Here is a 19,258-nt window from a genome sequence, read left to right as displayed (position 1 = left end):
AATCCAATACAAAATATAAATAAATTCCCCAAAGTAATTTGAAAGCCATATAATATTTAAGGTTTTATTAATTTTATTGATTAATGCTGCAACCTTAAAATTTTAATTTTTGGAATTTATTATGAGCAATCAACCATCACCACAAAAAAACTCAAATGAAGAAACGGTATTAGGATGGAAGTTTGTCATTATTGTGGGCGTATTAAGTACCATATTTCTCAGCTTTTTTTATTTAGCAATGTCTCAAGAACCTGATTACATGCCTGGTGCACAACGTAAAGCCCAACAAGAGAAAGAACTTGCTCAACATGAACATGTTTCTGCTGCATCAGAAGTTATTGAGCAGAGCCCAAAAAAGTAGCATTAGAGTATAAACTTAGACAATCATGATCTATTGAGTAAGCCCTCTCAATATGATTTTTATCTATAAAGTGTTTAGACTCATCGTCATTTCAATGTGCGGAATTCCGCACTCATCATATGAATTACCTTGTACAGTAAAACCTAGCTTTTCATAGAATGAGATCGCATGGACTTGAGAGGATAATGTCAATACTGATCGACGTTGCTTTTGAGCATAACTAATAATTTCTAGCATAATCATTTGTCCAAGACCTTGCCCCCGATAGGCTTTTAGTACAGCAACCCGCCCTACACTGTTATTTTCGAGTAAACGTGCAGTCGCGATTGGCTGGTCTTGATCATAGATCACAAAATGCTGAGAAATCAGATCTTGATCATCCCACTCATCTGCTTCAGTGATACCTTGTTCACAAATAAAAACCTGCGTTCGGATCAATTTAGCATCTTGCTGTAATTGATCCCAATGTCCTTGTTTGATTCTATACATATAGCATTAAAACTTGATCAACACTTACAACCGATATTTTCAATCGGCATTTGGTCTTGTAATAATAATTCTAGGCTCTGTTTTTTAATGCCATACATCGTTTTTAAGGCTTGGATTTGTTGCATGACTTTTGGATCAGGCTGTTGAAGTGCTTTACGTCTCGTCGCCAAAATCATTTTATTTTTACTGGTATGTTCTAAGGCAACAAACTCGAATACTTTGGTTTCATAACCATATGCTTTGAGTAATAAAGCACGTAAAGTATCCGTCAACATTTCAGCCTGTTGCCCCGCATGAATACCAAATTGCAGCATTGGTTGTAATACTTCTGGACTATGTAATTGTGGGCGAAGTTCTTTATGACAACATGGCGCACACATAATCATTGAAGCATTCAGACGAATACCTGTATGAATAGCAAAGTCAGTGGCAATATCACAAGCATGTAACGCAATCATCACATCTAGTTTTTCAGGCTGATAACTACGTACATCACCTTCAAAGAAATCAAGATGATTGAAACCTACCTGATCAGCTACATTCTGACAAAACTCGACTAAGTTGGAACGCAATTCCACTCCTGTGATCAATGGTGTTTTTTGTTGCGACTGTAAATAATCATACAATGCAAAAGTTAAATAGCCTTTTCCTGAACCAAAATCGACAATATTCAATTCTTGTTGAGATGCATCAATCTGTTCATAGGCATTTGAAAAGATTTCAATAAATTTATTAATCTGCTTCCACTTACGCGCCATACTTGGAACAATCTGGCCTTTTTCATCAGTAATGCCCAAATGTCTTAAAAAAGGACTTTGCTGCTGTACATAGCGTTGCTTTTCACGATTGTGCTGTTGTTGTTCAATTTTAAGTACTGATGTTTGCTTTTTCTGACGATTTAACATCGCTTTCTTTTTATTTTTCTTTAATTGAATATCTTGATTCAAAGTGAATAAATTGGCTTGTTTAGATAGATTCAGTAACTCAGCAATCTTTTCTATACCATCAATTAGAGTGTAATTTTTAGTCACATCCTGAGTAGTATGATGATATAAACAAGACAGTGTTGCCTGTCCTTGTAATTCAATCATACGAAAAGTTATTTTTTCTAATTCTGTCAATTCACCTTTGTATTGACTGAGTATTAGCCGATCAAAGCTTTTATTTTCAATAGATTGCTGGATATCCAAGAAAAACTGCTGTTCTTGTTCAAAAGAAAATTTCGGCGCAAACATAATGAAAACCTGACAAATAGAAACTAAATTTTAAAGCGTCTTACTTTAAAAGGGAAATTGCATTACGATACAGTTGTATTTTTATGCAAACAATAAATCTGATGACCGTAAATACCTTGTTGAGCTATGACCCGAAAGAAGAACGAATTAATGCTTATAGTCATGGTATTGGAGCTGTATTAGCACTGATTGCTTCTATCTTACTCATTATTAAAGGTCAACACCTGCCTTTAGGACAATGGTGCAGTTTATGGGTATATGGTTTTAGCTTAGTCTTATTACTGAGTAGCTCAATGATTTATCATTTTGCTCAAGATGAGCGTAAACGCTATTGGTATAAAAAACTGGACCATACTGCGATTTATTATCTCATCGCAGGTACATATACGCCCTTTCTGAGTATCGCGATTCCAACAGCTAAAGCCCACTATTTACTGATTGCATTATGGGTAATTGCACTGATTGGCACGCTATTTAAGTTAGTTTTTATTCATCGCTTTGAAAAAGTTTCATTAGCCGCTTATCTTGTGATGGGATGGTTAGCAGTTTTGGTCATGGATGATATGCAACGCTACCTTTCAAAAGAAGCAATTCAACTGTTAATTGCAGGTGGACTTGCCTATACCGTTGGCACATTGTTTTATGCGTTAAAAAAGGTAAGATATACCCACGCAATTTGGCATGTTTTTGTGCTATTAGGGGCAGGTTTACACTTTTTGGCGATCTATTGTTATGTATTATAAAGCTCTACATTACACCCAGTTTGTTAAGTAAACCCCGCATTCAAAAGGGCTTTTCAAGGTCGTGATCGCTCTGCATCTTGAATAAATAAAATTAAGGTTATGTATGTCGTCAAGTACTACGACAGTCACTACAGCAGTGGCTAGCAACTCAAAAGTACGGGTATTATTTGCCAGCCTCGTTGGTACTACGATTGAGTTTTTCGACTTTTATATCTACGCAACCGCAGCTGTATTGATTTTTCCACATCTCTTCTTCCCTGAAAGTAGTGATGGTGCTGCAGTACTTAAATCACTCGCAACCTTTGCAATTGCTTTTATTGCTCGTCCAATTGGAGCAGCCATTTTTGGACATTTAGGCGATCGAATTGGGCGTAAAGCAACGCTCGTTGCGGCATTGCTTACCATGGGAATCTCAACGGTTTGTATTGGTCTTTTGCCGACCTATGCACAAATCGGTCTTGCAGCACCACTACTGCTCGCATTATGTCGTTTAGGACAAGGTTTAGGTCTGGGTGGTGAATGGAGTGGTGCTGTTTTACTTGCCACTGAGAATGCACCAGAAGGTAAACGCGCTTGGTATGGGATGTTTCCACAATTGGGAGCACCAATTGGCTTTATCCTTGCCACAGGCTCATTTCTATTACTGAATGCCTTTATGTCCGAGCAAGATTTTATGACTTGGGGATGGCGCATTCCATTTGTTGCAAGTGCAATTTTAGTGCTTGTTGGGCTATATATCCGTTTAAAATTACATGAAACGCCAGCATTTCAAAAGGTATTGAATAAACAAAAAGAAGTGAACGTACCCTTTAAAGAAGTGATGACCAAACATTTTCCTATGCTTGTGTTGGGTACAATTGCCGCAATTTGTACATTTGTAGTGTTCTATTTAACCACTGTATTTGCATTAAACTGGGGTACGACTAAGTTAGGCTATGCGCGGGGCGAGTTTTTACAACTTCAACTAGCCGCAACTTTGTGTTTTGCAGCCTTTATTCCTGTCTCAGCGATCTTAGCAGAGAAGTTTGGACGTAAAACCACATCAATCGCTGTCTGCGTATTATCAGCACTATTTGGCTTATGCTTCGCTCCATTGCTTGGTTCGGGTAGCCCAATATTGGTGTTTTTATTCCTGTGTATCGGACTCTCAATCATGGGGTTGACCTATGGACCAATTGGAACAGTGCTTTCAGAGATTTTTCCAACATCAGTACGTTATACAGGTTCAGCATTAACTTTTAATTTAGCTGGAATTTTTGGTGCTTCATTTGCACCCTATATCGCGACTCAACTTGCAGAAAATTATGGTTTAGGGGCTGTCGGTTTATATCTAAGCTTGGCTTCTGTATTATCTTTAATCGCATTTTTACTGATTCGTGAAACCAAAAATGATGATGTAAATAACCAAATTTAATCGCATCTCTTATTCTCGGATGATTTATTTAATTAATCATACGGAAATTACTGATCTTGTCATTTCAAGCCATTTACTGTTGATCTGACAACAACATTCTGTGAAATATTTTTTGTGCTAAAATATTTCACTCCTATTTTTTAGACGACTGTATTTATGTACGCAGTGATTATCGTTGCCGTATTTTTATTCAGCTTCCTATACACTTATTATCGTGGCAAGGAACGATTAAAAGCATCTCGACAATTATTCGACCATTCTACATTCCTAGCCCCAGTTAACATGTTTATGACTGGTTTCTCTAAACTGCCAAACCAACCGTTCTTTGATGTGGCGCAGTTCCCAGAACTGAAACCATTACAAGATAACTGGCAAGTGATTCGAGAAGAAGCGATCCAACTTCAAAATCAAATTAAAGCTTCTGAAAAAAATAATGATGCTGGTTTTAATACTTTTTTTAAACGTGGCTGGAAACGCTTTTATCTGAAATGGTATCAAGATAGCCACCCATCAGCACAACAACTCTGCCCTAAAACAGTCGCGCTGTTGGAAAGTATTCCTTCAGTAAAAGCAGCCATGTTTACTGAATTACCATCTGGTAGCTATCTTGGTAAACATCGTGACCCTTATGCGGGTTCTGTTCGCTACCACTTAGGTTTAGTCACACCGAATAGCGATGACTGTTTCATTGAAGTCGATCAAGAGCGTTATTCTTGGAGAGATGGTGAAGCAACTGTTTTTGATGAAACTTATGTCCATTGGGCACATAATCAAACAGATCAAACACGTATTATCTTATTCTGTGATATTGAACGTCCAATGAAATGGGGTTGGGCACAGAAAGTAAATCATTGGTTCGGACGAAACGTAATGTCTGCTGCAAGTTCACCCAATGATGATCAAGATAAAACTGGTTTCATTAATCGCATCTTCAAATATGGCTATGCTGTACACGCCTATGGTCGTGAATTAAAACAACGTAATCGTCGTTTGTACTATGTGTCTAAATGGTTATTATTCGGCATTATTATTGGTCTAATACTTTTACCTAGCTTTTTATAATCAGTTTTTATAAAAAAAGAGATGCTGAGCATCTCTTTTTTTTGACATTAAATATTTATTTGGGTGGCTGAGCACTCGCCGTTTGCACTGCCGCTTCACCGATTAAAGCAACTTTTGCTTTCTCTTGGCTTCTTGCTGATAAAGCAGGATTAGATGCAACGATACGATTAATATTGGCAGAATTTGCAGGTGCAATTGCCGCAGTTTGCAACACGATTGGACGATTACCTGTATCACCTAGAGTATAACGAATACCTGTACGTGGACTAATCACGGTGGTAACTTCACGTTTAACCTGTGCCTCAGCAGTAGTCGCTCCTTTTGCTGCAAGCACTTTATCGACCGTAGTCGTTTGAGGAACGTTGTCTGCAAGTGCAACGCCAGATAATGCAGCACTCGCTAAAATTAAAAGTTGTAATGGCTTTTTCATTGTCTTCCCGCTTTTAATGCGAATCCAATTAAGGAGGATAATTCTCATAATAAAACTACAAAGTTGCTCTAGACACAAGTTACTTCTCGTAAAAAAGCAGAGCGAATGCTCTGCTTTTTTACTTAAATATAAACTAAGTCAAAATTTTAAATCTTACCGTGACATTGTTTATATTTTAAACCCGAACCACATGGGCATGGCGCATTACGGCTTTCTGGCACTGGAAATACTGCATTTCCAGACAAGCTACCAGTCTCTTCAGAAATCGTCACTTCACCTGTTAAACCATCAACATCATCATGTTCAAAAGAAAGACGCATAGATTCAGCTTGACGTTGTTGCTGAGCTTCTAATTCAGCTAACTCTTCTGCTGTTGGTACGTGAACGCGAGATAAATCAGTTACAACATCTGATTTAATAATACCCAACATATTCACGAACAAATTAAACGCTTCTTTTTTATACTCTTGCTCAGGATTTTTCTGAGCATAGCCACGTAAATGGATCCCTTGACGTAAATAATCCATCGCAGCTAGATGATCTTTCCAATGGCGATCAAGTGAATTCAACATAAAGTGACGTTCAAGCATTGCAGCTGACTCATCACCCATTTGCTCACGGCGTTGACGATAACGTGCAATTACTTCGTCAGAGATACGTGCAACTAAGCCTTCCTCATCTAAACGACGATCTTGATCAAGCCATTGCTGAACAGGAAGCTCAATACCAAGATCTGTACGTAGTGCATTTTCTAGACCTTGAATATCCCATTGATCATGAATTGATTCAGGTGGAATAAAGTTAGCAATTACCCCTTTCATCACTTCATGATGCATTTCTTCGATATAGTCTTGTAAAGTACTTTCAGCCAATACCTCATCACGTTGAGTATAAATAATCTTACGCTGTTCATTATTTACATCATCGTACTTCAATAGATTTTTACGAATATCAAAGTTACGTGCTTCAACTTTTCGCTGTGCATTTTCAATCGAACGACTCACCATTTTGTGCTCAATGGCTTCATTTTCTTGCAAGCCCATTGCACGCATCATCGCAACAACACGATCACCCGCAAAGATACGCATCAAATCATCTTCAAGTGATAAATAGAAGCGTGATACACCTGGGTCACCTTGACGACCTGCACGACCACGGAGCTGGTTATCAATACGACGAGATTCGTGACGTTCAGAACCGATGATATGTAAACCACCAGAACTTAAGACATCTTCGTGATCTTTTTCCCATTGTGCCTGTAAACGAGCTTCGTCTTCAGGGCTAGGATTTTCAATTTTGGCAAGTTTTGCTTTCCAGTTACCACCGAGCAAAATATCCGTACCACGACCCGCCATGTTGGTTGCAATCGTGACTGCATTTGGGCTACCGGCTTGCGCAATAATATCTGCTTCACGCTCGTGTTGTTTTGCGTTCAAAACTTCATGATGAATCCCTGCTTGCAGCAGTTTTGAAGATAATATTTCACTTGCTTCAATCGTTGCCGTACCAATCAAAATAGGCGCAACACCTTTTTGACGAATATTACTGATCTCTTCAATAATGGCATTGTATTTACCATTACGATTTAAATAAATTAAATCGTTATGATCTTGGCGTACCATTGGACGATGCGTTGGAATTAATACCACATCCAAACCATAAATTTCTTTCATTTCCGCGGCTTCAGTATCTGCTGTACCCGTCATACCTGAAAGCTTTTTATAAAGTCGGAAATAATTTTGGAAAGTCGTAGTTGCTAAAGTTTGGTTTTCTGGTTGAATTTCCATGTTCTCTTTGGCTTCAACTGCTTGGTGTAAACCTTCAGACCAACGACGACCCGGCATAGTACGACCAGTACTTTCATCCACAATAATGACTTCTTCTTTTTGAGTCTGTGGATTTACGCCAATAATATAATGTACGTTCTTTTGATATAAGTAATGCGCGCGAATTGCAGCAGTAACATGGTGAACCAAATTCAAATTGGTCGCTGAGTAAAGACTCTCACCCTCAGCCAACAATCCCATACGAATTAATTCTTGTTCAACTGTCTCGTAACCGACTTCCGTCATTTCAACTGAACGTTGTTTCTCATCTACCCAGAAATGTCCGCCATCAGCCACTTTTTCTTCTTTCTGTGGGCGTAATGTTGGCGGAATACTATTAATCAACTGATACAGATGAGATGAATCTTCACTTTGTCCAGAAATAATGAGTGGTGTACGTGCTTCATCAATCAAGATTGAGTCAACTTCATCGATGATCGCATAGCTTAAGCCACGTTGTTTTTTCTCTTGTAGAGAAAATACCATGTTGTCACGTAGATAATCGAAACCAAATTCGTTGTTGGTACCGTAAGTAATATCGGCGAAATAAGCTTCAGCTTTTTCGGCCGGCATTTGCATTGAATAAATCACGCCAATGCTCAGACCTAAAAACTCAAATAACGGACGATTCAGCTCAGCATCACGTTGTGCCAAGTAATCATTCACCGTAATCACATGAACACCTTGACCACTCAATGCATTAAGATAGCAAGCCAAAGTACCCATGAGGGTTTTACCTTCACCTGTACGCATCTCAGCAATTTTACCTTCATGTAAGGTAATACCACCAATCAACTGCACATCATAGTGACGCATACCCATAACCCGTTTTGCTGCTTCACGGCAGACTGCAAAGGCTTCAGGCATCAATTTATCTAAACTTTCACCGTTACTAAAACGCTGTCTGAATTCTGGAGTTTTTGCAGAGAGGTCTGCATCGCTAAGAGCAGATATCGTCGGTTCAAGCGCATTAATTTGTTCAACAATTTTACGCATGCGTTTGAGCTCACGCTCATTTTTTGTACCGAAGATACCTCCGATCAGACTTGCCAACATGAATAAACTCTCTAATCCTGTTTGTTTAAATAAGTAATTTTTTCTTAGCTGTTATTATGGAGTCAGAAATAAGAACTACAAGGGCTTTGCATCCAAACAGGTAAAAAAACTGCGAGGCGATTCTGACATCACACAACTAAAGAGCGTTAATGTAGCAAATTTGGATTTAACTTACATCGCTTTGCGTGTGAATTTATGATCAATTTTTTAGCTTCGCTACATTCAATTATCTTAAATTCTCATAACAAAATGAAAAAACAATAATTTTATTTATAAAGTGATTCCTGCATATTAAATACACACATAAAACATCAATAATGTATTGAGGACTAATTAAATGACATTACGTTTAGGTGATATCGCCCCGAATTTCCAACAAGACTCTAGCGACGGTCATATTGATTTTTATCAATTTTTAGGCGACAGCTGGGGCATTTTATTCTCACATCCAGCGGATTTCACCCCAGTTTGTACCACTGAGCTTGGCTTTACCGCTAAACTGAAAGATGAATTTACAAAACGTGGCGTCAAAGCAATTGCGCTTTCAGTCGACGATGTTGAATCCCATAAAAGCTGGATTCAAGATATTAATGAAACACAAAATACTACGGTCAACTTTCCAATCATTGCAGATAAAGATCGTAAAGTTTCAGAACTATATGGTTTTATCCACCCAAATGCGAGTGAGACCTTAACTGTTCGCTCACTGGTCATTATTGATCCCAATAAAAAAGTCCGCTTGATTATTACTTATCCAGCCTCAACAGGTCGTAACTTTAATGAAGTATTACGAGTGGTTGATTCATTGCAGCTAACGGATAAACATAAAGTCGCAACACCTGCAAATTGGCAACATGGTGAAGATGTCGTCATTGTACCGTCGTTGAAAGATGAAGAGGAAATTAAACAACGCTTTCCTCAAGGCTATACCGCAGTGAAACCTTATCTACGTTTAACACCACAACCTGAGTGAGGATCAAACGAGCAACGCTCGTTACGAACGCAAGTCGAAACAGCTATGCTGTGAGTTAAAAGATTGAAGCCGACGAAAGGCTTCAAGCGCAGTGCAAGACAAACGAAGTGCGTCGTACATGAAACAAACAATACTTTTTACGAACATAAGTCGAACAGTAAAAAACTATTGAATCTGAATAATAAACTCTATTGCCTATCGACCCGATAGGCTTTTTAAATCGCAAAATAAAAATTTGTTGGTATTTTTTAGTCGATACGTTATAAAAATAATTCTCTTCAAAATAGAATAACAATCACGATGATTTATAACATCCATCATCTCCATTGCGGAAGCTTCTGCCCTGTTTGTGCTCCCCTATTTGGACAAAAAGGCTGGAAAGCACATCTAGTTTGTCATTGCCTACTAATTGAAACTGATCGAGGTCTGGTTTTAATTGATACAGGCTTGGGTACACAGGACTATTTGCACACTGAACAACGTCTAGGTTCATTACTGACTCAATTTGGTTCGATTGTGCCCAATCTCAAATTAAGTGCCATCGAACAAATTCAAAAATTAGGCTTACGCCCTGAAGATGTGCAACATATCTTTGTCACACATCTTGATTTTGATCATGCAGGTGGTATCTCAGATTTTCCTAATGCAACCGTGCATATTTTAGCTTCTGAGTTTAATGCAACGCAGACATTAACAGCCAAAGGTAAACTTCGTTATAAAACTGAACAATTTAAACAACATCGTCATTGGAATTTTGCTGAGCATACAAATGGTGAAGCTTGGTTTAATTTAAAAAGGGTTCAAGGTCTTCCTTTTTTCCAAGATGAAATATTGATGATTCCATTGATTGGTCATACTGCTGGACATTGTGGTATTGCAATTAAAAAAACTGAAGGCTGGATTTTATTCTGTGGTGATGCGTATTACACCCATTTAGAACTCAATCCAAAAAACAAATTGAGAGCCTTAGATCTTACTGAACGTTTATTGGCAGAAGATAATCAACAAAGGTTACATAACCTTAAACAGTTACAATATCTCGCTCAACATGAACCGAGTATTGAGTTAATTTGTGCGCATGATCCTGTTGAATTTGATCGTTATCAATAACATGAAAAAAGCGCTTATCACCGTTGTTCTTTTATCAACGCTTAATGTTTCAGGGTGTATGCAACACTCAAGTTTAGAAAAAGACCAACGTCCTCAAAATTGGGGAACTCTTATTTCTAACACCCATAATTTTTATCAAATTAGTTCAGATGTTTTTCGTAGCGAACAGCCGAGTATTGATTTGATCCCAAGCCTTGAAGCTCATCAAATTAATACGATTATCAATTTGAGAGCTAGAAATGAAGATGCCAAAGTTTTAAAAGATCAGCCTTTTAATCTGGTACACATTCCAATCAATACTTGGGCAATCAATCGTAAAGACTTGTTAGAAGCAATGCGTGTTATTCAAACTGCTAAACAACAAAACCAGAAAATCTTAGTGCATTGCTATCATGGCTCAGATCGAACTGGTGCCACAATTGCGATGTATCGAATTATTTTTGAGCATTGGGCAATTGAAGATGCGGTTAAAGAAATGAAACAAGGAGGATACGGCTATCATATCATTTGGAAAAATATTGACCATCTTTTCACCCCTGAAAATGTAAAATGGATTCAACAACAACTTTCGAATCCAGCAGCTATTTAAATTGCGAGATGAGCTTTAGATTAAATCCAATTTTTAGAGAGATAGATGTTGGACGTGTAAGATTTGTTTCTTTAATTTTTGGGTTTTATGCATTTTTTATTGGGCTTTAAAAAACCTAATTTTATAAGCTGAATGGTAAGTTAAGAAATACGAACTAACCTGAAGAATTGGCAAAAACAGAATTGCTAAGTAATATTTTAAAAACTTCAGAATCACCGCCATCGCTATCCGTGATCAATAAAAATACCTCACCATCAGATGTCGACTCTAGCCATGTAATTCCTTCTACTTTAATAGCAAGAGTTTGTCCTTTCGAATCCTGAATCAAATGTGTATATAAAATTTTACCCTCTGGTGAGAAAATTAAAATAAAACTGCCTAGCACTGCGCCATCATCATAAGTATTTAATGTTTGCTCAACCGCAGCGGTGGCGATAATTAGATTTTTCTCCACCAGAAAATAAGCATCAGAAATACCACTTACTGCCCCTTCAAGCTCTGGTAATGTCAGATTAAATGAATTTTTCAGCGAACTTTCTAATGATTTTCCATTTTGAAGTTTTATTAAATCAAAGACTAAAACACCATGAAAACGATTAATATTGCCACGTTGAAAGATGTATAAATTGTTTTGATCAGAACAAACTGCTTCTATATTGAGATCAGCGCCACCAGTCAACGCCAAACAATGTTCTAAAAAATCATAATCCGAGGTATCAAGTAGAACATGAACCTGATGATCAGCTGGATTATACAATAATGCTTTTTTTCGATTTTCTGTAGAACCTGAACCCATTACTAATAATTGAGGTTGTCCATCAAAGCGAATACAGCTAAGCGCTTCAAAGTCTGGTTTAGTTTTTTTACTAAATATCGTTAGTGTCGTATGTTTAGGCTGTTCAAATAATGGAATTTTTTCAAAATTAGTCGCACGATTGATGTTATTTTTTCGATCGGTTTTGAGTAAGTAACCCACATCATCTCCAACCAAGTAGAGATCATCTCCCACACAAGCCACGCCAGAAAGTGCACTAACACTCGAATCCTCTGAAAATATAAAGTGTTCTAATATCTTAAAGCCGCTACTCATATTGTACTCACTGCCCGCAGAAATAGAACACTTGTAACGAGGTCAAAACCAGACGCTTGCCGGCTTTGATCTCATCGCTTATCTTTTGTTATCGCTGATCAAGTGGAACCCAATCAATCACCCACGCTGATTTCATATTTAAACTTTCATCAGAGGTAATTTTTTTACGTGCGGCATCTGCAACATCTCGGTCCTTCGATGGTCCAACCATGATACGAATTCCTTTTGAAGTCGGGCTTGTTGTAACCTTATAGCCTTTGGCACGCAATTTAGATACAACTGCATCTGCATTAGCTTGGTTGGCAGCCAATGCCACTTGTACCATCCACTTTTTATCTCCATTTTCCATGAGATCACGAGCCTTTTCAGCTTCGGCTTTTTTCTCAGCGTCAGCTTTACGCTTTTTCTCGTCAGCCGATTTTTTCTCAGCTTCAGTTTTACGCTTCTCTTCAGCTGCTTTTTTCTCAGCTTCGACTTTACGTTTATCTTCGGCAACTTTCTTATCTGCCTCAGCTTTACGCTTTTCTTCTAACGCTTTTTTATCTGCTTCAGCTTTACGTTTATCTTCCTCAGCCTTTTTTTCAGCTTCTGCCTTACGCTTCTCTTCTGCCAACTTTTTTTCGGCTTCAGCCTTGCGCTTGTCTTCCGCTAACTTTTTATCCGTATCACTTTTCTGCTGATCTGCTTTTTGCTGTTCTACTTTTTTCTTTTCATCTAATTTATTTTTTTCTTCAGTCGCTCGTTGTGTCTTAGCTTTATCATCTTCACCAAGTTCTGGTGGAATGTTATCAGAACTTTCTTGTTCAGCTAGACGACGTGCATTAATCGCAGCATATTCTTCTGCTGCTTTACGCGCAGCAGCAGCTTCAGCTTCTTGTTGCATTTTTAGAAAATCAGCTGCACGTGCTTCTTGTTCAGCAACCGCTTTCTCACGAGAACGGCGTTGTTCTTCAAGCAATCTTTTTTCAGTCTCAACATCTACGGCTAATGGTTGTAACGAAACCATTTCACCTTCTTGGGTCGATTGAGCTGTTTGAGTTTTAGGTTCTGTTTTAGGAATTGGGTGTGCAATTGCCGTTTGTGTTTTGTCATGTCCTATTTCGTCATTACCTTTAAGGAGTAATGCTGCCAATAAAACACCTCCACCCAATAGAACAACGCCTCCCATCCAGCGTTGTTTGTTATTCATTGACATTGTTCTAAATACTCCCAAACCGCTTCTAAGGTATGAAACGATCCACAGACTAAAATCAGCTGATTGTTATTACTTTGCTTCAGCACATCTTCAAAGGCTTGCTGGATATTACCGTACTCATATACCTGTTGACCTTGTAATGCATCATGTAATTGATGCAATGGCGCTGCTCTAGGTACATTTAAACTAGCAATAAACCAATCTTTTACTGTTGTTTTTAGTAAATCGGTGACAGACGAGATATCTTTATCTGCCAGCATTGAAAATACTGCGACAACATCTGTGTACTGTTTATTGTATTTTAAGAATTTTCGCAACTGATTCAATAAAAATTCGACGCCATGTGGATTATGTCCAGCATCAAAAATAACTGTTTTATCTTGAATTTGTCGTATTTCAAAACGGCCTTGCAAACGCGCCTGCTGGATACCCGCTGCAATCGATGCTTGAGAAATCTCTACGCCACTCACTAAAGCAGCAGCCACGGCTGTAGAAATATTGTCTAAAGCAAGCTGACCAATTGGCAATTTTAGCGTTGTACCTGACGATGCAAATGACCATGTTTGACCGTCATCATTGAGTTGATAAAAATAATCTCGATTCAGCGCATATAGATCTGCTTGAGTTTCAGCTACTTTATCTTGAATCGCTTGGGGTAATTGTTGTTGACCAGCAAATACCACTGGAATATTCGGACGAATAATCCCTGCTTTCTCAAAGGCGATTTTTTCTATCGTGTCACCTAACCAATCGACATGATCTAAACCAATATTGGTAATCACGGCAATATCAGGATCAATCACATTCACGACATCCAGACGGCCACCTAAGCCAACCTCAAGTACCCAGACATCACATTGTTTTAGTTTAAAAATAAGAAAAGCAGCCAAAGTGGTTGCTTCAAAAAAAGACAATGATAAACCACATTCTCGACGAGCTTGGTCAACCAATACAAATGCATCAACTAAGCTTTGATCATCAACTTCAATCCCAGCAAGTTTTACGCGCTCATTAAAACGATAAATATGCGGTGATTGATACAACCCGACTTTATAACCTTGTGCATTTAAAATTGCAGCGAGTGTCGTTGTTGTTGAGCCTTTACCATTCGTTCCTGCCACAGTAAAAACTTTTGCTTGAGGTTGCATAACTCCCAACTTTTCAGCAACGGGAATTACGCGCTCCAAACCTAAATCAATGCCTGTAACATGAACATGGCCCCAATAATCGAGCCATGTTGTTAATGTATCTGTAGAATGTGGTGCGTCCAGTTTCAAGGTAAATTCATCAGTTTAGCTACGAGTCGATATACAGTATCACGTAATGCATGACGATGAACAATTTGATCGACCACACCATGATCAAGCAAATATTCTGCACGTTGGAACGGTTCTTCTAACTTCTCGCGAACTGTTTGTTCAATGACGCGTTTACCTGCAAAACCAATCATCGCTTTCGGTTCAGCAATATGTACATCACCTAACATCGCTAATGATGCGGTTACTCCCCCATAGACGGGATGAGTCAATACAACAAGATATGGAACACGGGCTTCTTTCATTTTTTGAATCGCAGCAGAAGTACGTGCCATTTGCATTAAAGACAACATGCCTTCTTGCATACGAGCACCGCCTGAAGCAGCAAAACAAATTAACGGTTGGTGTAGTTGAATTGCTCGTTCTGCCGCTTGGATAAAACGATCACCAACAACGGTCCCCATTGAACCACCCATAAAATCGAACTCAAATGCACAAGCCACCAAGTCCAAACCTTTTAATGAACCTTGCATTACAACTAACGCTTCAGTTTCACCTGTTTTATCTTGTGCTTCACGCATACGCTCTGGATAAGGTCTGCTATCCACAAACTTCAATGGATCTTTCGCGCTAAATTCTTGACCTAACTCTGCATTGACTTGATCAAAGAACCAATTCAAACGATCACGTGCGCGCATACGCAAATGCTCATCGCATTGTGGGCATACATAGGCATTAAATGACATTGCCGTACGTGTTACTAAGGCATGACATTCAGGGCATTCAATGGTTGGTTCCGTAAATGTTGCTTTGAATGTTTGTTGTTCATTCGCAACTTGAATACCAGGTACTTGACGCTCTGTCCAAGGCGTTGATGGGTTCAGAACCTTCCCTGCTGTTAACTCTTGACTCATACTAACTCATCGAGCGCGGCTCGAAGCTCCTTCACTTTATTCACCGTCTGTTGCACAGCTTCGTCTGCTGGCAATGTCGCAAAAGATTTAACGAAAGCACTTCCTACGATTACGGCATCAGCAACTTGACCCATTGCTTTTGCAGAAGCTGCATCACTAATCCCAAAACCAACCCCAACAGGAACGTTGGTCATGCTCTTAATTTTCGCAATACGAGCTGCTGCTTCAGAGGTATCTAGTGTTGCTGCACCTGTCACACCTTTTAACGACACATAGTAAACAAAGCCACTGGCTTGATTTACAACATGCTGAATACGTTGATCTGTTGATGTTGGTGCAAGTAAGAAAATTTGATCCATCTCATTTTGTTTTAAGACATCACCAAATTGCTTTGATTCTTCAGGCGGTAAGTCCACCAAAAGTACACCATCAACACCACAATCTTTCGCATAAGCAACAAACTTTTCATAACCAATCACTTCAACAGGGTTTAAATACCCCATTAAAACAACGGGTGTCGTTTGATCTTTTTCGCGAAATTCTTTCACCATATTCAAAGCATCGAGTGTGCTCGTTCCACCTGCTAAAGCACGTTCAGCAGCTAGGGCAATCACTGGACCGTCCGCCATTGGGTCTGAGAATGGTAAACCCAACTCAACCACATCAACGCCTGCTTCAACCATTTGATGAAGCAGTGGAACTGTGACTTGTGGATGCGGATCTCCTGCCATAACATAAGAAACAAGCGCTTTACGGTGCTGAGATTTAAGCTGTTCAAAACGAGTGGCAAGACGTGACATAGGATTATGCTTTCCTTGATTTATATAAATTGAGGAGTTGTTTGTAGTCATACAAGAACACCGCATTGTAACGCTATTTTTTGTTCATTGAACAGAGTTTGACGTGATTGCAACAGTGAATGTTGCTACTTACAACTGCCCTGCTACATTTATCTATATTTTCAGCTTTTTCTCAATGATCAAAGCTTCCTAATTTTAGCTTCATCGAGGCTGATTTTAGAAATGAGCTCAGCTCCTTTATACTACCCGCAATTTTTAAGTTTTCTTTTTATTTTTATGTCTGCCCACACTCAGGAAAAAGTACAAAGCAATCCCCTTGCTTTGCTACCACTATTGGTATTTTTGATCATCTTTCTCGGGAGTGGTCTCTATCATTCAATGATCGGGACAGAATTTGCATTCTATCAAGTCAAAGCACCTATTGCCGCGATTCCAGCTGTTATTCTGGCATTACTACTTTATAAACAGAAACTAAATACGGCGATTGAAGAATTCCTACAAGGCGCTAGTCATCCAAATTTGATTTTAATGTTTATGGTATTTATGTTGGCAGGTGCTTTTGCCAGTGTCTCCAGTGCCATAGGCAGTGTCGATGCGACAGTACAGATGGGACTTTCGCTGATTTCGCCTGAATTTGTGTTACCCATGTTATTTATTATTGCTGCATTTATTGCAACAGCAATGGGAACGTCTATGGGCACCATCGCAGCTTGTGCACCAATTGCATTCGGTTTTTCCCAAGCAACAGAGATAGCACCTCTCTATGCCATAGGTGCAGTGGTGGGAGGCGCTATGTTTGGTGATAATTTATCTATGATTTCGGATACAACGATCGCTGCCACACGTAGCCAAAATGTTGAACTTCGAGATAAATTTAGGGTGAATGTGTGGATTGCCTTTCCTGCCGCAATCATTACATTAATGCTTTATGTAATGATGAGTCACCAAACAGAGTCAATTGCATCAAAACCTTATGATTTATTGCTTATTTTGCCTTATTTAGCTGTTTTTTTTCTTGCCTTTACACGCTTACATGTACTTGCTGTATTAATGATTGGTGTTATTTTGTCAGGTGTGATTGGTCTTATTGAAAAACCTGAATTTGATTTATTAAAACTCAATAACTCAATTTATGATGGCTTTGTTGGCATGTTTGAGGTGGCATTACTTTCCATGTTGTTAGGTGGTTTGTCTACACTGATGCAAAAAGAAGGCGGTTTGCAATGGCTTATTCAACATATTTATACGATTACGCGTCTATTCAAATTTGGCAAACAGCGTGCAGGTGAATTAGGCATTAGTTTTCTGGTCATATTCTCAAATTTATTTGTCGCCAATAATACCGTTGCGATTATTTTATCTGGAGATATGGCACGTGAAGTAGCAAAAGAATATGGTGTTGACCCTAAGCGAAGTGCAGCTTTACTTGATATTTTTTCTTGCGTAATTCAAGGGATTATTCCCTACGGTGCTCAATTACTGCTTGCTTGTTCAATTGCCAAACTTTCGCCAGTTGAACTAATTGGCAATATCTACTATTGCTGGATTCTCGCAGTGTGCGCAATCCTTGCAATTGTTTTTAATTATCCACGTTTAAAAACACGCTAAAAGCAATCCATAAATCTCTTTAGTTTGCTTTAAAGTTAAAGAGATTTTAAAAACTGCTTGGGTGTAATTCCTGTCCAGCGTTTGAACGCTCGCCCAAACGCACTTTGATCTGCATAATTCAAGCGTTCAGCAATTTCAGAGAATGATTTCCCTTGTTGCAAATACAATTTACTTTGTTCCAAACGATACTGATCTAAAATATCTTGAAAATTAAGCTGATAGGTTTTGAGTTGACGTTGCAATGTTCGTTCTGAACAATGCAAACGCTTAGCAACATAACTGAGCAGTAGTTCCTCTTGCTGTAAAAGTCCTTGTTCAATATGCGTTTGTATTTTTTGACGGAACTGTTGTTGCTGAATCTCAAAAGAAGTAATGCTATTCAATGATTGCTGCGCTTGAGTCGAGAGTACATAGTTTAATTGTTGGTCTGCCGCGATACTTTTTGCTTTTAAAATTTGATTTGAAAAGCGAATTGCATATTGCCCAGCTTGAATTTGGATCGGACAACCATAAAATTTTTCAAAGTGATATAAAGCTGTATGTGGTGCGTAACCAAATTGAATCATCTGTGGCGGAACGAGGGCATCTTGCACAATAGACTGAGAAATTTTAAAGATCAGCGCCAGATTTAGCTCATACATTTCCCTATAATCACTATAGGATGCTCCCCAAACAATTTGAATATAATCAGAAAACTGCTGAACATTCAGTTGTTCTAAATTGGTCTGTTTAAAAACCAAAGAATAATAACGTTGTAAAAGCTGTAACGCTTGTTGCAGATCTAAACTGGTTGAAGCCAAATAACCCATTAAACCCAAATCTTGCAAATTGGCATGTTCAGCCAATACTAATGTAATCGGTCGAGGGAAATAAGCTTGTGCCGATTGCAAAAGCAATGCATAACGTTCGACATCAAAATCATGCTCATCTGGATTTTCCAAGCAAGTATGAAAAGCTTGCCAAAGCTCAGGCGCAACAACTTTAGACAAATCAATTTGTTCTTGTTGTAAAACACGATTAAATAATCGTAGGTATCCAATAATAATTTTAACTGACATATGCCGATCTCATCCTGATCTGTCGTTATTTGTATAAAACTTGGCTGTA

The 19,258-nt window shown here is 38.5% G+C and carries 18 protein-coding genes; 8 read left to right on the top strand and 10 right to left on the bottom strand.

All coding sequences use genetic code 11. The features are described 5' to 3' along the window. Positions 1 to 121 precede the first annotated feature (121 nt). Complete coding sequence (locus AC0JIQ_RS02975; RefSeq protein WP_474202588.1) at positions 122 to 361, top strand: hypothetical protein; 240 nt, start codon at positions 122 to 124, stop codon at positions 359 to 361. Positions 362 to 424: 63 nt separating this feature from the next. Here the strand turns inward: AC0JIQ_RS02975 and AC0JIQ_RS02970 are convergent, their stop codons facing one another. Both AC0JIQ_RS02970 and AC0JIQ_RS02965 read right to left on the bottom strand, forming a co-directional pair. Beyond that, positions 425 to 850: a GNAT family N-acetyltransferase gene (locus AC0JIQ_RS02970; RefSeq protein ID WP_474202587.1), complete on the bottom strand. Its 426-nt coding sequence runs from the start codon at positions 848 to 850 to the stop codon at positions 425 to 427. 17 nt (positions 851 to 867) lie between these two features. Continuing rightward, positions 868 to 2,085 carry a class I SAM-dependent methyltransferase gene (locus tag AC0JIQ_RS02965; protein ID WP_474202586.1) on the bottom strand — a complete coding sequence of 406 codons (1,218 nt, stop codon included), beginning with the start codon at positions 2,083 to 2,085 and terminating at the stop codon, positions 868 to 870. A gap of 101 nt (positions 2,086 to 2,186) precedes the next feature. On the opposite strand from AC0JIQ_RS02965, the gene trhA reads away from it, so the two are divergent. From trhA to lpxO, 3 genes are all read left to right on the top strand, one after another. Continuing rightward, on the top strand, positions 2,187 to 2,828 hold the full coding sequence (trhA, locus tag AC0JIQ_RS02960; protein WP_474203215.1) for a PAQR family membrane homeostasis protein TrhA: 642 nt from the start codon (positions 2,187 to 2,189) through the stop codon (positions 2,826 to 2,828). 103 nt (positions 2,829 to 2,931) lie between these two features. After that, a complete protein-coding gene (locus tag AC0JIQ_RS02955) occupies positions 2,932 to 4,242 on the top strand; it encodes an MFS transporter (protein ID WP_287691353.1) in 1,311 nt (436 codons plus the stop codon). A 156-nt stretch (positions 4,243 to 4,398) separates the two neighbouring features. Further along, on the top strand, positions 4,399 to 5,304 hold the full coding sequence (gene lpxO, locus AC0JIQ_RS02950) for a lipid A hydroxylase LpxO (protein WP_474202585.1): 906 nt from the start codon (positions 4,399 to 4,401) through the stop codon (positions 5,302 to 5,304). A gap of 55 nt (positions 5,305 to 5,359) precedes the next feature. Here lpxO and AC0JIQ_RS02945 read toward each other — a convergent pair whose 3' ends face one another. Further along, positions 5,360 to 5,734, bottom strand: coding sequence for a hypothetical protein (locus tag AC0JIQ_RS02945; protein WP_005214358.1), 375 nt, complete (start codon positions 5,732 to 5,734; stop codon positions 5,360 to 5,362). Positions 5,735 to 5,880: 146 nt separating this feature from the next. After that, positions 5,881 to 8,616, bottom strand: coding sequence for a preprotein translocase subunit SecA (gene secA / locus AC0JIQ_RS02940; RefSeq protein ID WP_474202584.1), 2,736 nt, complete (start codon positions 8,614 to 8,616; stop codon positions 5,881 to 5,883). Positions 8,617 to 8,953: 337 nt separating this feature from the next. Between secA and AC0JIQ_RS02935 the strand changes: the two genes are divergently transcribed. From AC0JIQ_RS02935 to AC0JIQ_RS02925, 3 genes are all read left to right on the top strand, one after another. Continuing rightward, positions 8,954 to 9,589 carry a peroxiredoxin gene (locus tag AC0JIQ_RS02935; protein WP_004664755.1) on the top strand — a complete coding sequence of 212 codons (636 nt, stop codon included), beginning with the start codon at positions 8,954 to 8,956 and terminating at the stop codon, positions 9,587 to 9,589. A 300-nt stretch (positions 9,590 to 9,889) separates the two neighbouring features. Next, positions 9,890 to 10,699: an MBL fold metallo-hydrolase gene (locus tag AC0JIQ_RS02930; protein WP_474202583.1), complete on the top strand. Its 810-nt coding sequence runs from the start codon at positions 9,890 to 9,892 to the stop codon at positions 10,697 to 10,699. 1 nt (position 10,700) lies between these two features. After that, positions 10,701 to 11,288 carry a dual specificity protein phosphatase family protein gene (locus tag AC0JIQ_RS02925; RefSeq protein ID WP_474202582.1) on the top strand — a complete coding sequence of 196 codons (588 nt, stop codon included), beginning with the start codon at positions 10,701 to 10,703 and terminating at the stop codon, positions 11,286 to 11,288. A 154-nt stretch (positions 11,289 to 11,442) separates the two neighbouring features. Here the strand turns inward: AC0JIQ_RS02925 and AC0JIQ_RS02920 are convergent, their stop codons facing one another. The 5 genes from AC0JIQ_RS02920 to trpA all read right to left on the bottom strand — a co-directional run bounded on the left by AC0JIQ_RS02920 (position 11,443) and on the right by trpA (position 16,543). After that, a complete protein-coding gene (locus tag AC0JIQ_RS02920) occupies positions 11,443 to 12,378 on the bottom strand; it encodes a DUF6929 family protein (protein WP_474202581.1) in 936 nt (311 codons plus the stop codon). 88 nt (positions 12,379 to 12,466) lie between these two features. Then, positions 12,467 to 13,573 (bottom strand): SPOR domain-containing protein, encoded by a 1,107-nt coding sequence (locus AC0JIQ_RS02915; RefSeq protein ID WP_474202580.1) that lies wholly within the window; start codon positions 13,571 to 13,573, stop codon positions 12,467 to 12,469. Then, positions 13,564 to 14,850, bottom strand: coding sequence for a bifunctional tetrahydrofolate synthase/dihydrofolate synthase (folC, locus tag AC0JIQ_RS02910; protein WP_474202579.1), 1,287 nt, complete (start codon positions 14,848 to 14,850; stop codon positions 13,564 to 13,566). The genes AC0JIQ_RS02915 and folC overlap by 10 nt, the downstream gene beginning before the upstream one ends. Further along, entirely contained in the window at positions 14,847 to 15,743 is an 897-nt protein-coding gene (gene accD, locus AC0JIQ_RS02905) for an acetyl-CoA carboxylase, carboxyltransferase subunit beta (RefSeq protein WP_004664767.1), read from the bottom strand. The genes folC and accD overlap by 4 nt, the downstream gene beginning before the upstream one ends. Beyond that, positions 15,740 to 16,543, bottom strand: a complete 804-nt coding sequence (gene trpA, locus AC0JIQ_RS02900) for a tryptophan synthase subunit alpha (protein ID WP_004664768.1) — start codon at positions 16,541 to 16,543, stop codon at positions 15,740 to 15,742. The genes accD and trpA overlap by 4 nt, the downstream gene beginning before the upstream one ends. Before the next feature lie 276 nt (positions 16,544 to 16,819). Between trpA and AC0JIQ_RS02895 the strand changes: the two genes are divergently transcribed. After that, complete coding sequence (locus tag AC0JIQ_RS02895; RefSeq protein WP_474202578.1) at positions 16,820 to 18,151, top strand: Na+/H+ antiporter NhaC family protein; 1,332 nt, start codon at positions 16,820 to 16,822, stop codon at positions 18,149 to 18,151. A 35-nt stretch (positions 18,152 to 18,186) separates the two neighbouring features. Here the strand turns inward: AC0JIQ_RS02895 and AC0JIQ_RS02890 are convergent, their stop codons facing one another. Further along, positions 18,187 to 19,209, bottom strand: coding sequence for an AraC family transcriptional regulator (locus tag AC0JIQ_RS02890; protein ID WP_336938819.1), 1,023 nt, complete (start codon positions 19,207 to 19,209; stop codon positions 18,187 to 18,189). Positions 19,210 to 19,258: the final 49 nt, after the last annotated feature.

The sequence above is a fragment of the Acinetobacter sp. FB genome (genome assembly GCF_056033405.1).
The sequence above is the reverse complement of the archived record's forward strand: the minus strand, read 5'-3'. Positions and strand labels throughout refer to the sequence as shown.

What these genes read in the sequence shown, in the direction of transcription:
- AC0JIQ_RS02975 (WP_474202588.1), top strand. Translation starts at nt 122, where the DNA reads ATGAGCAATCAACCATCACCACAAAAAAACTCAAATGAAGAAACGGTA.
- AC0JIQ_RS02970 (WP_474202587.1), bottom strand. Translation starts at nt 850, where the DNA reads ATGTATAGAATCAAACAAGGACATTGGGATCAATTACAGCAAGATGCT.
- AC0JIQ_RS02965 (WP_474202586.1), bottom strand. Translation starts at nt 2,085, where the DNA reads ATGTTTGCGCCGAAATTTTCTTTTGAACAAGAACAGCAGTTTTTCTTG.
- trhA (WP_474203215.1), top strand. Translation starts at nt 2,187, where the DNA reads ATGACCGTAAATACCTTGTTGAGCTATGACCCGAAAGAAGAACGAATT.
- AC0JIQ_RS02955 (WP_287691353.1), top strand. Translation starts at nt 2,932, where the DNA reads ATGTCGTCAAGTACTACGACAGTCACTACAGCAGTGGCTAGCAACTCA.
- lpxO (WP_474202585.1), top strand. Translation starts at nt 4,399, where the DNA reads ATGTACGCAGTGATTATCGTTGCCGTATTTTTATTCAGCTTCCTATAC.
- AC0JIQ_RS02945 (WP_005214358.1), bottom strand. Translation starts at nt 5,734, where the DNA reads ATGAAAAAGCCATTACAACTTTTAATTTTAGCGAGTGCTGCATTATCT.
- secA (WP_474202584.1), bottom strand. Translation starts at nt 8,616, where the DNA reads ATGTTGGCAAGTCTGATCGGAGGTATCTTCGGTACAAAAAATGAGCGT.
- AC0JIQ_RS02935 (WP_004664755.1), top strand. Translation starts at nt 8,954, where the DNA reads ATGACATTACGTTTAGGTGATATCGCCCCGAATTTCCAACAAGACTCT.
- AC0JIQ_RS02930 (WP_474202583.1), top strand. Translation starts at nt 9,890, where the DNA reads ATGATTTATAACATCCATCATCTCCATTGCGGAAGCTTCTGCCCTGTT.
- AC0JIQ_RS02925 (WP_474202582.1), top strand. Translation starts at nt 10,701, where the DNA reads ATGAAAAAAGCGCTTATCACCGTTGTTCTTTTATCAACGCTTAATGTT.
- AC0JIQ_RS02920 (WP_474202581.1), bottom strand. Translation starts at nt 12,378, where the DNA reads ATGAGTAGCGGCTTTAAGATATTAGAACACTTTATATTTTCAGAGGAT.
- AC0JIQ_RS02915 (WP_474202580.1), bottom strand. Translation starts at nt 13,573, where the DNA reads ATGTCAATGAATAACAAACAACGCTGGATGGGAGGCGTTGTTCTATTG.
- accD (WP_004664767.1), bottom strand. Translation starts at nt 15,743, where the DNA reads ATGAGTCAAGAGTTAACAGCAGGGAAGGTTCTGAACCCATCAACGCCT.
- trpA (WP_004664768.1), bottom strand. Translation starts at nt 16,543, where the DNA reads ATGTCACGTCTTGCCACTCGTTTTGAACAGCTTAAATCTCAGCACCGT.
- AC0JIQ_RS02895 (WP_474202578.1), top strand. Translation starts at nt 16,820, where the DNA reads ATGTCTGCCCACACTCAGGAAAAAGTACAAAGCAATCCCCTTGCTTTG.
- AC0JIQ_RS02890 (WP_336938819.1), bottom strand. Translation starts at nt 19,209, where the DNA reads ATGTCAGTTAAAATTATTATTGGATACCTACGATTATTTAATCGTGTT.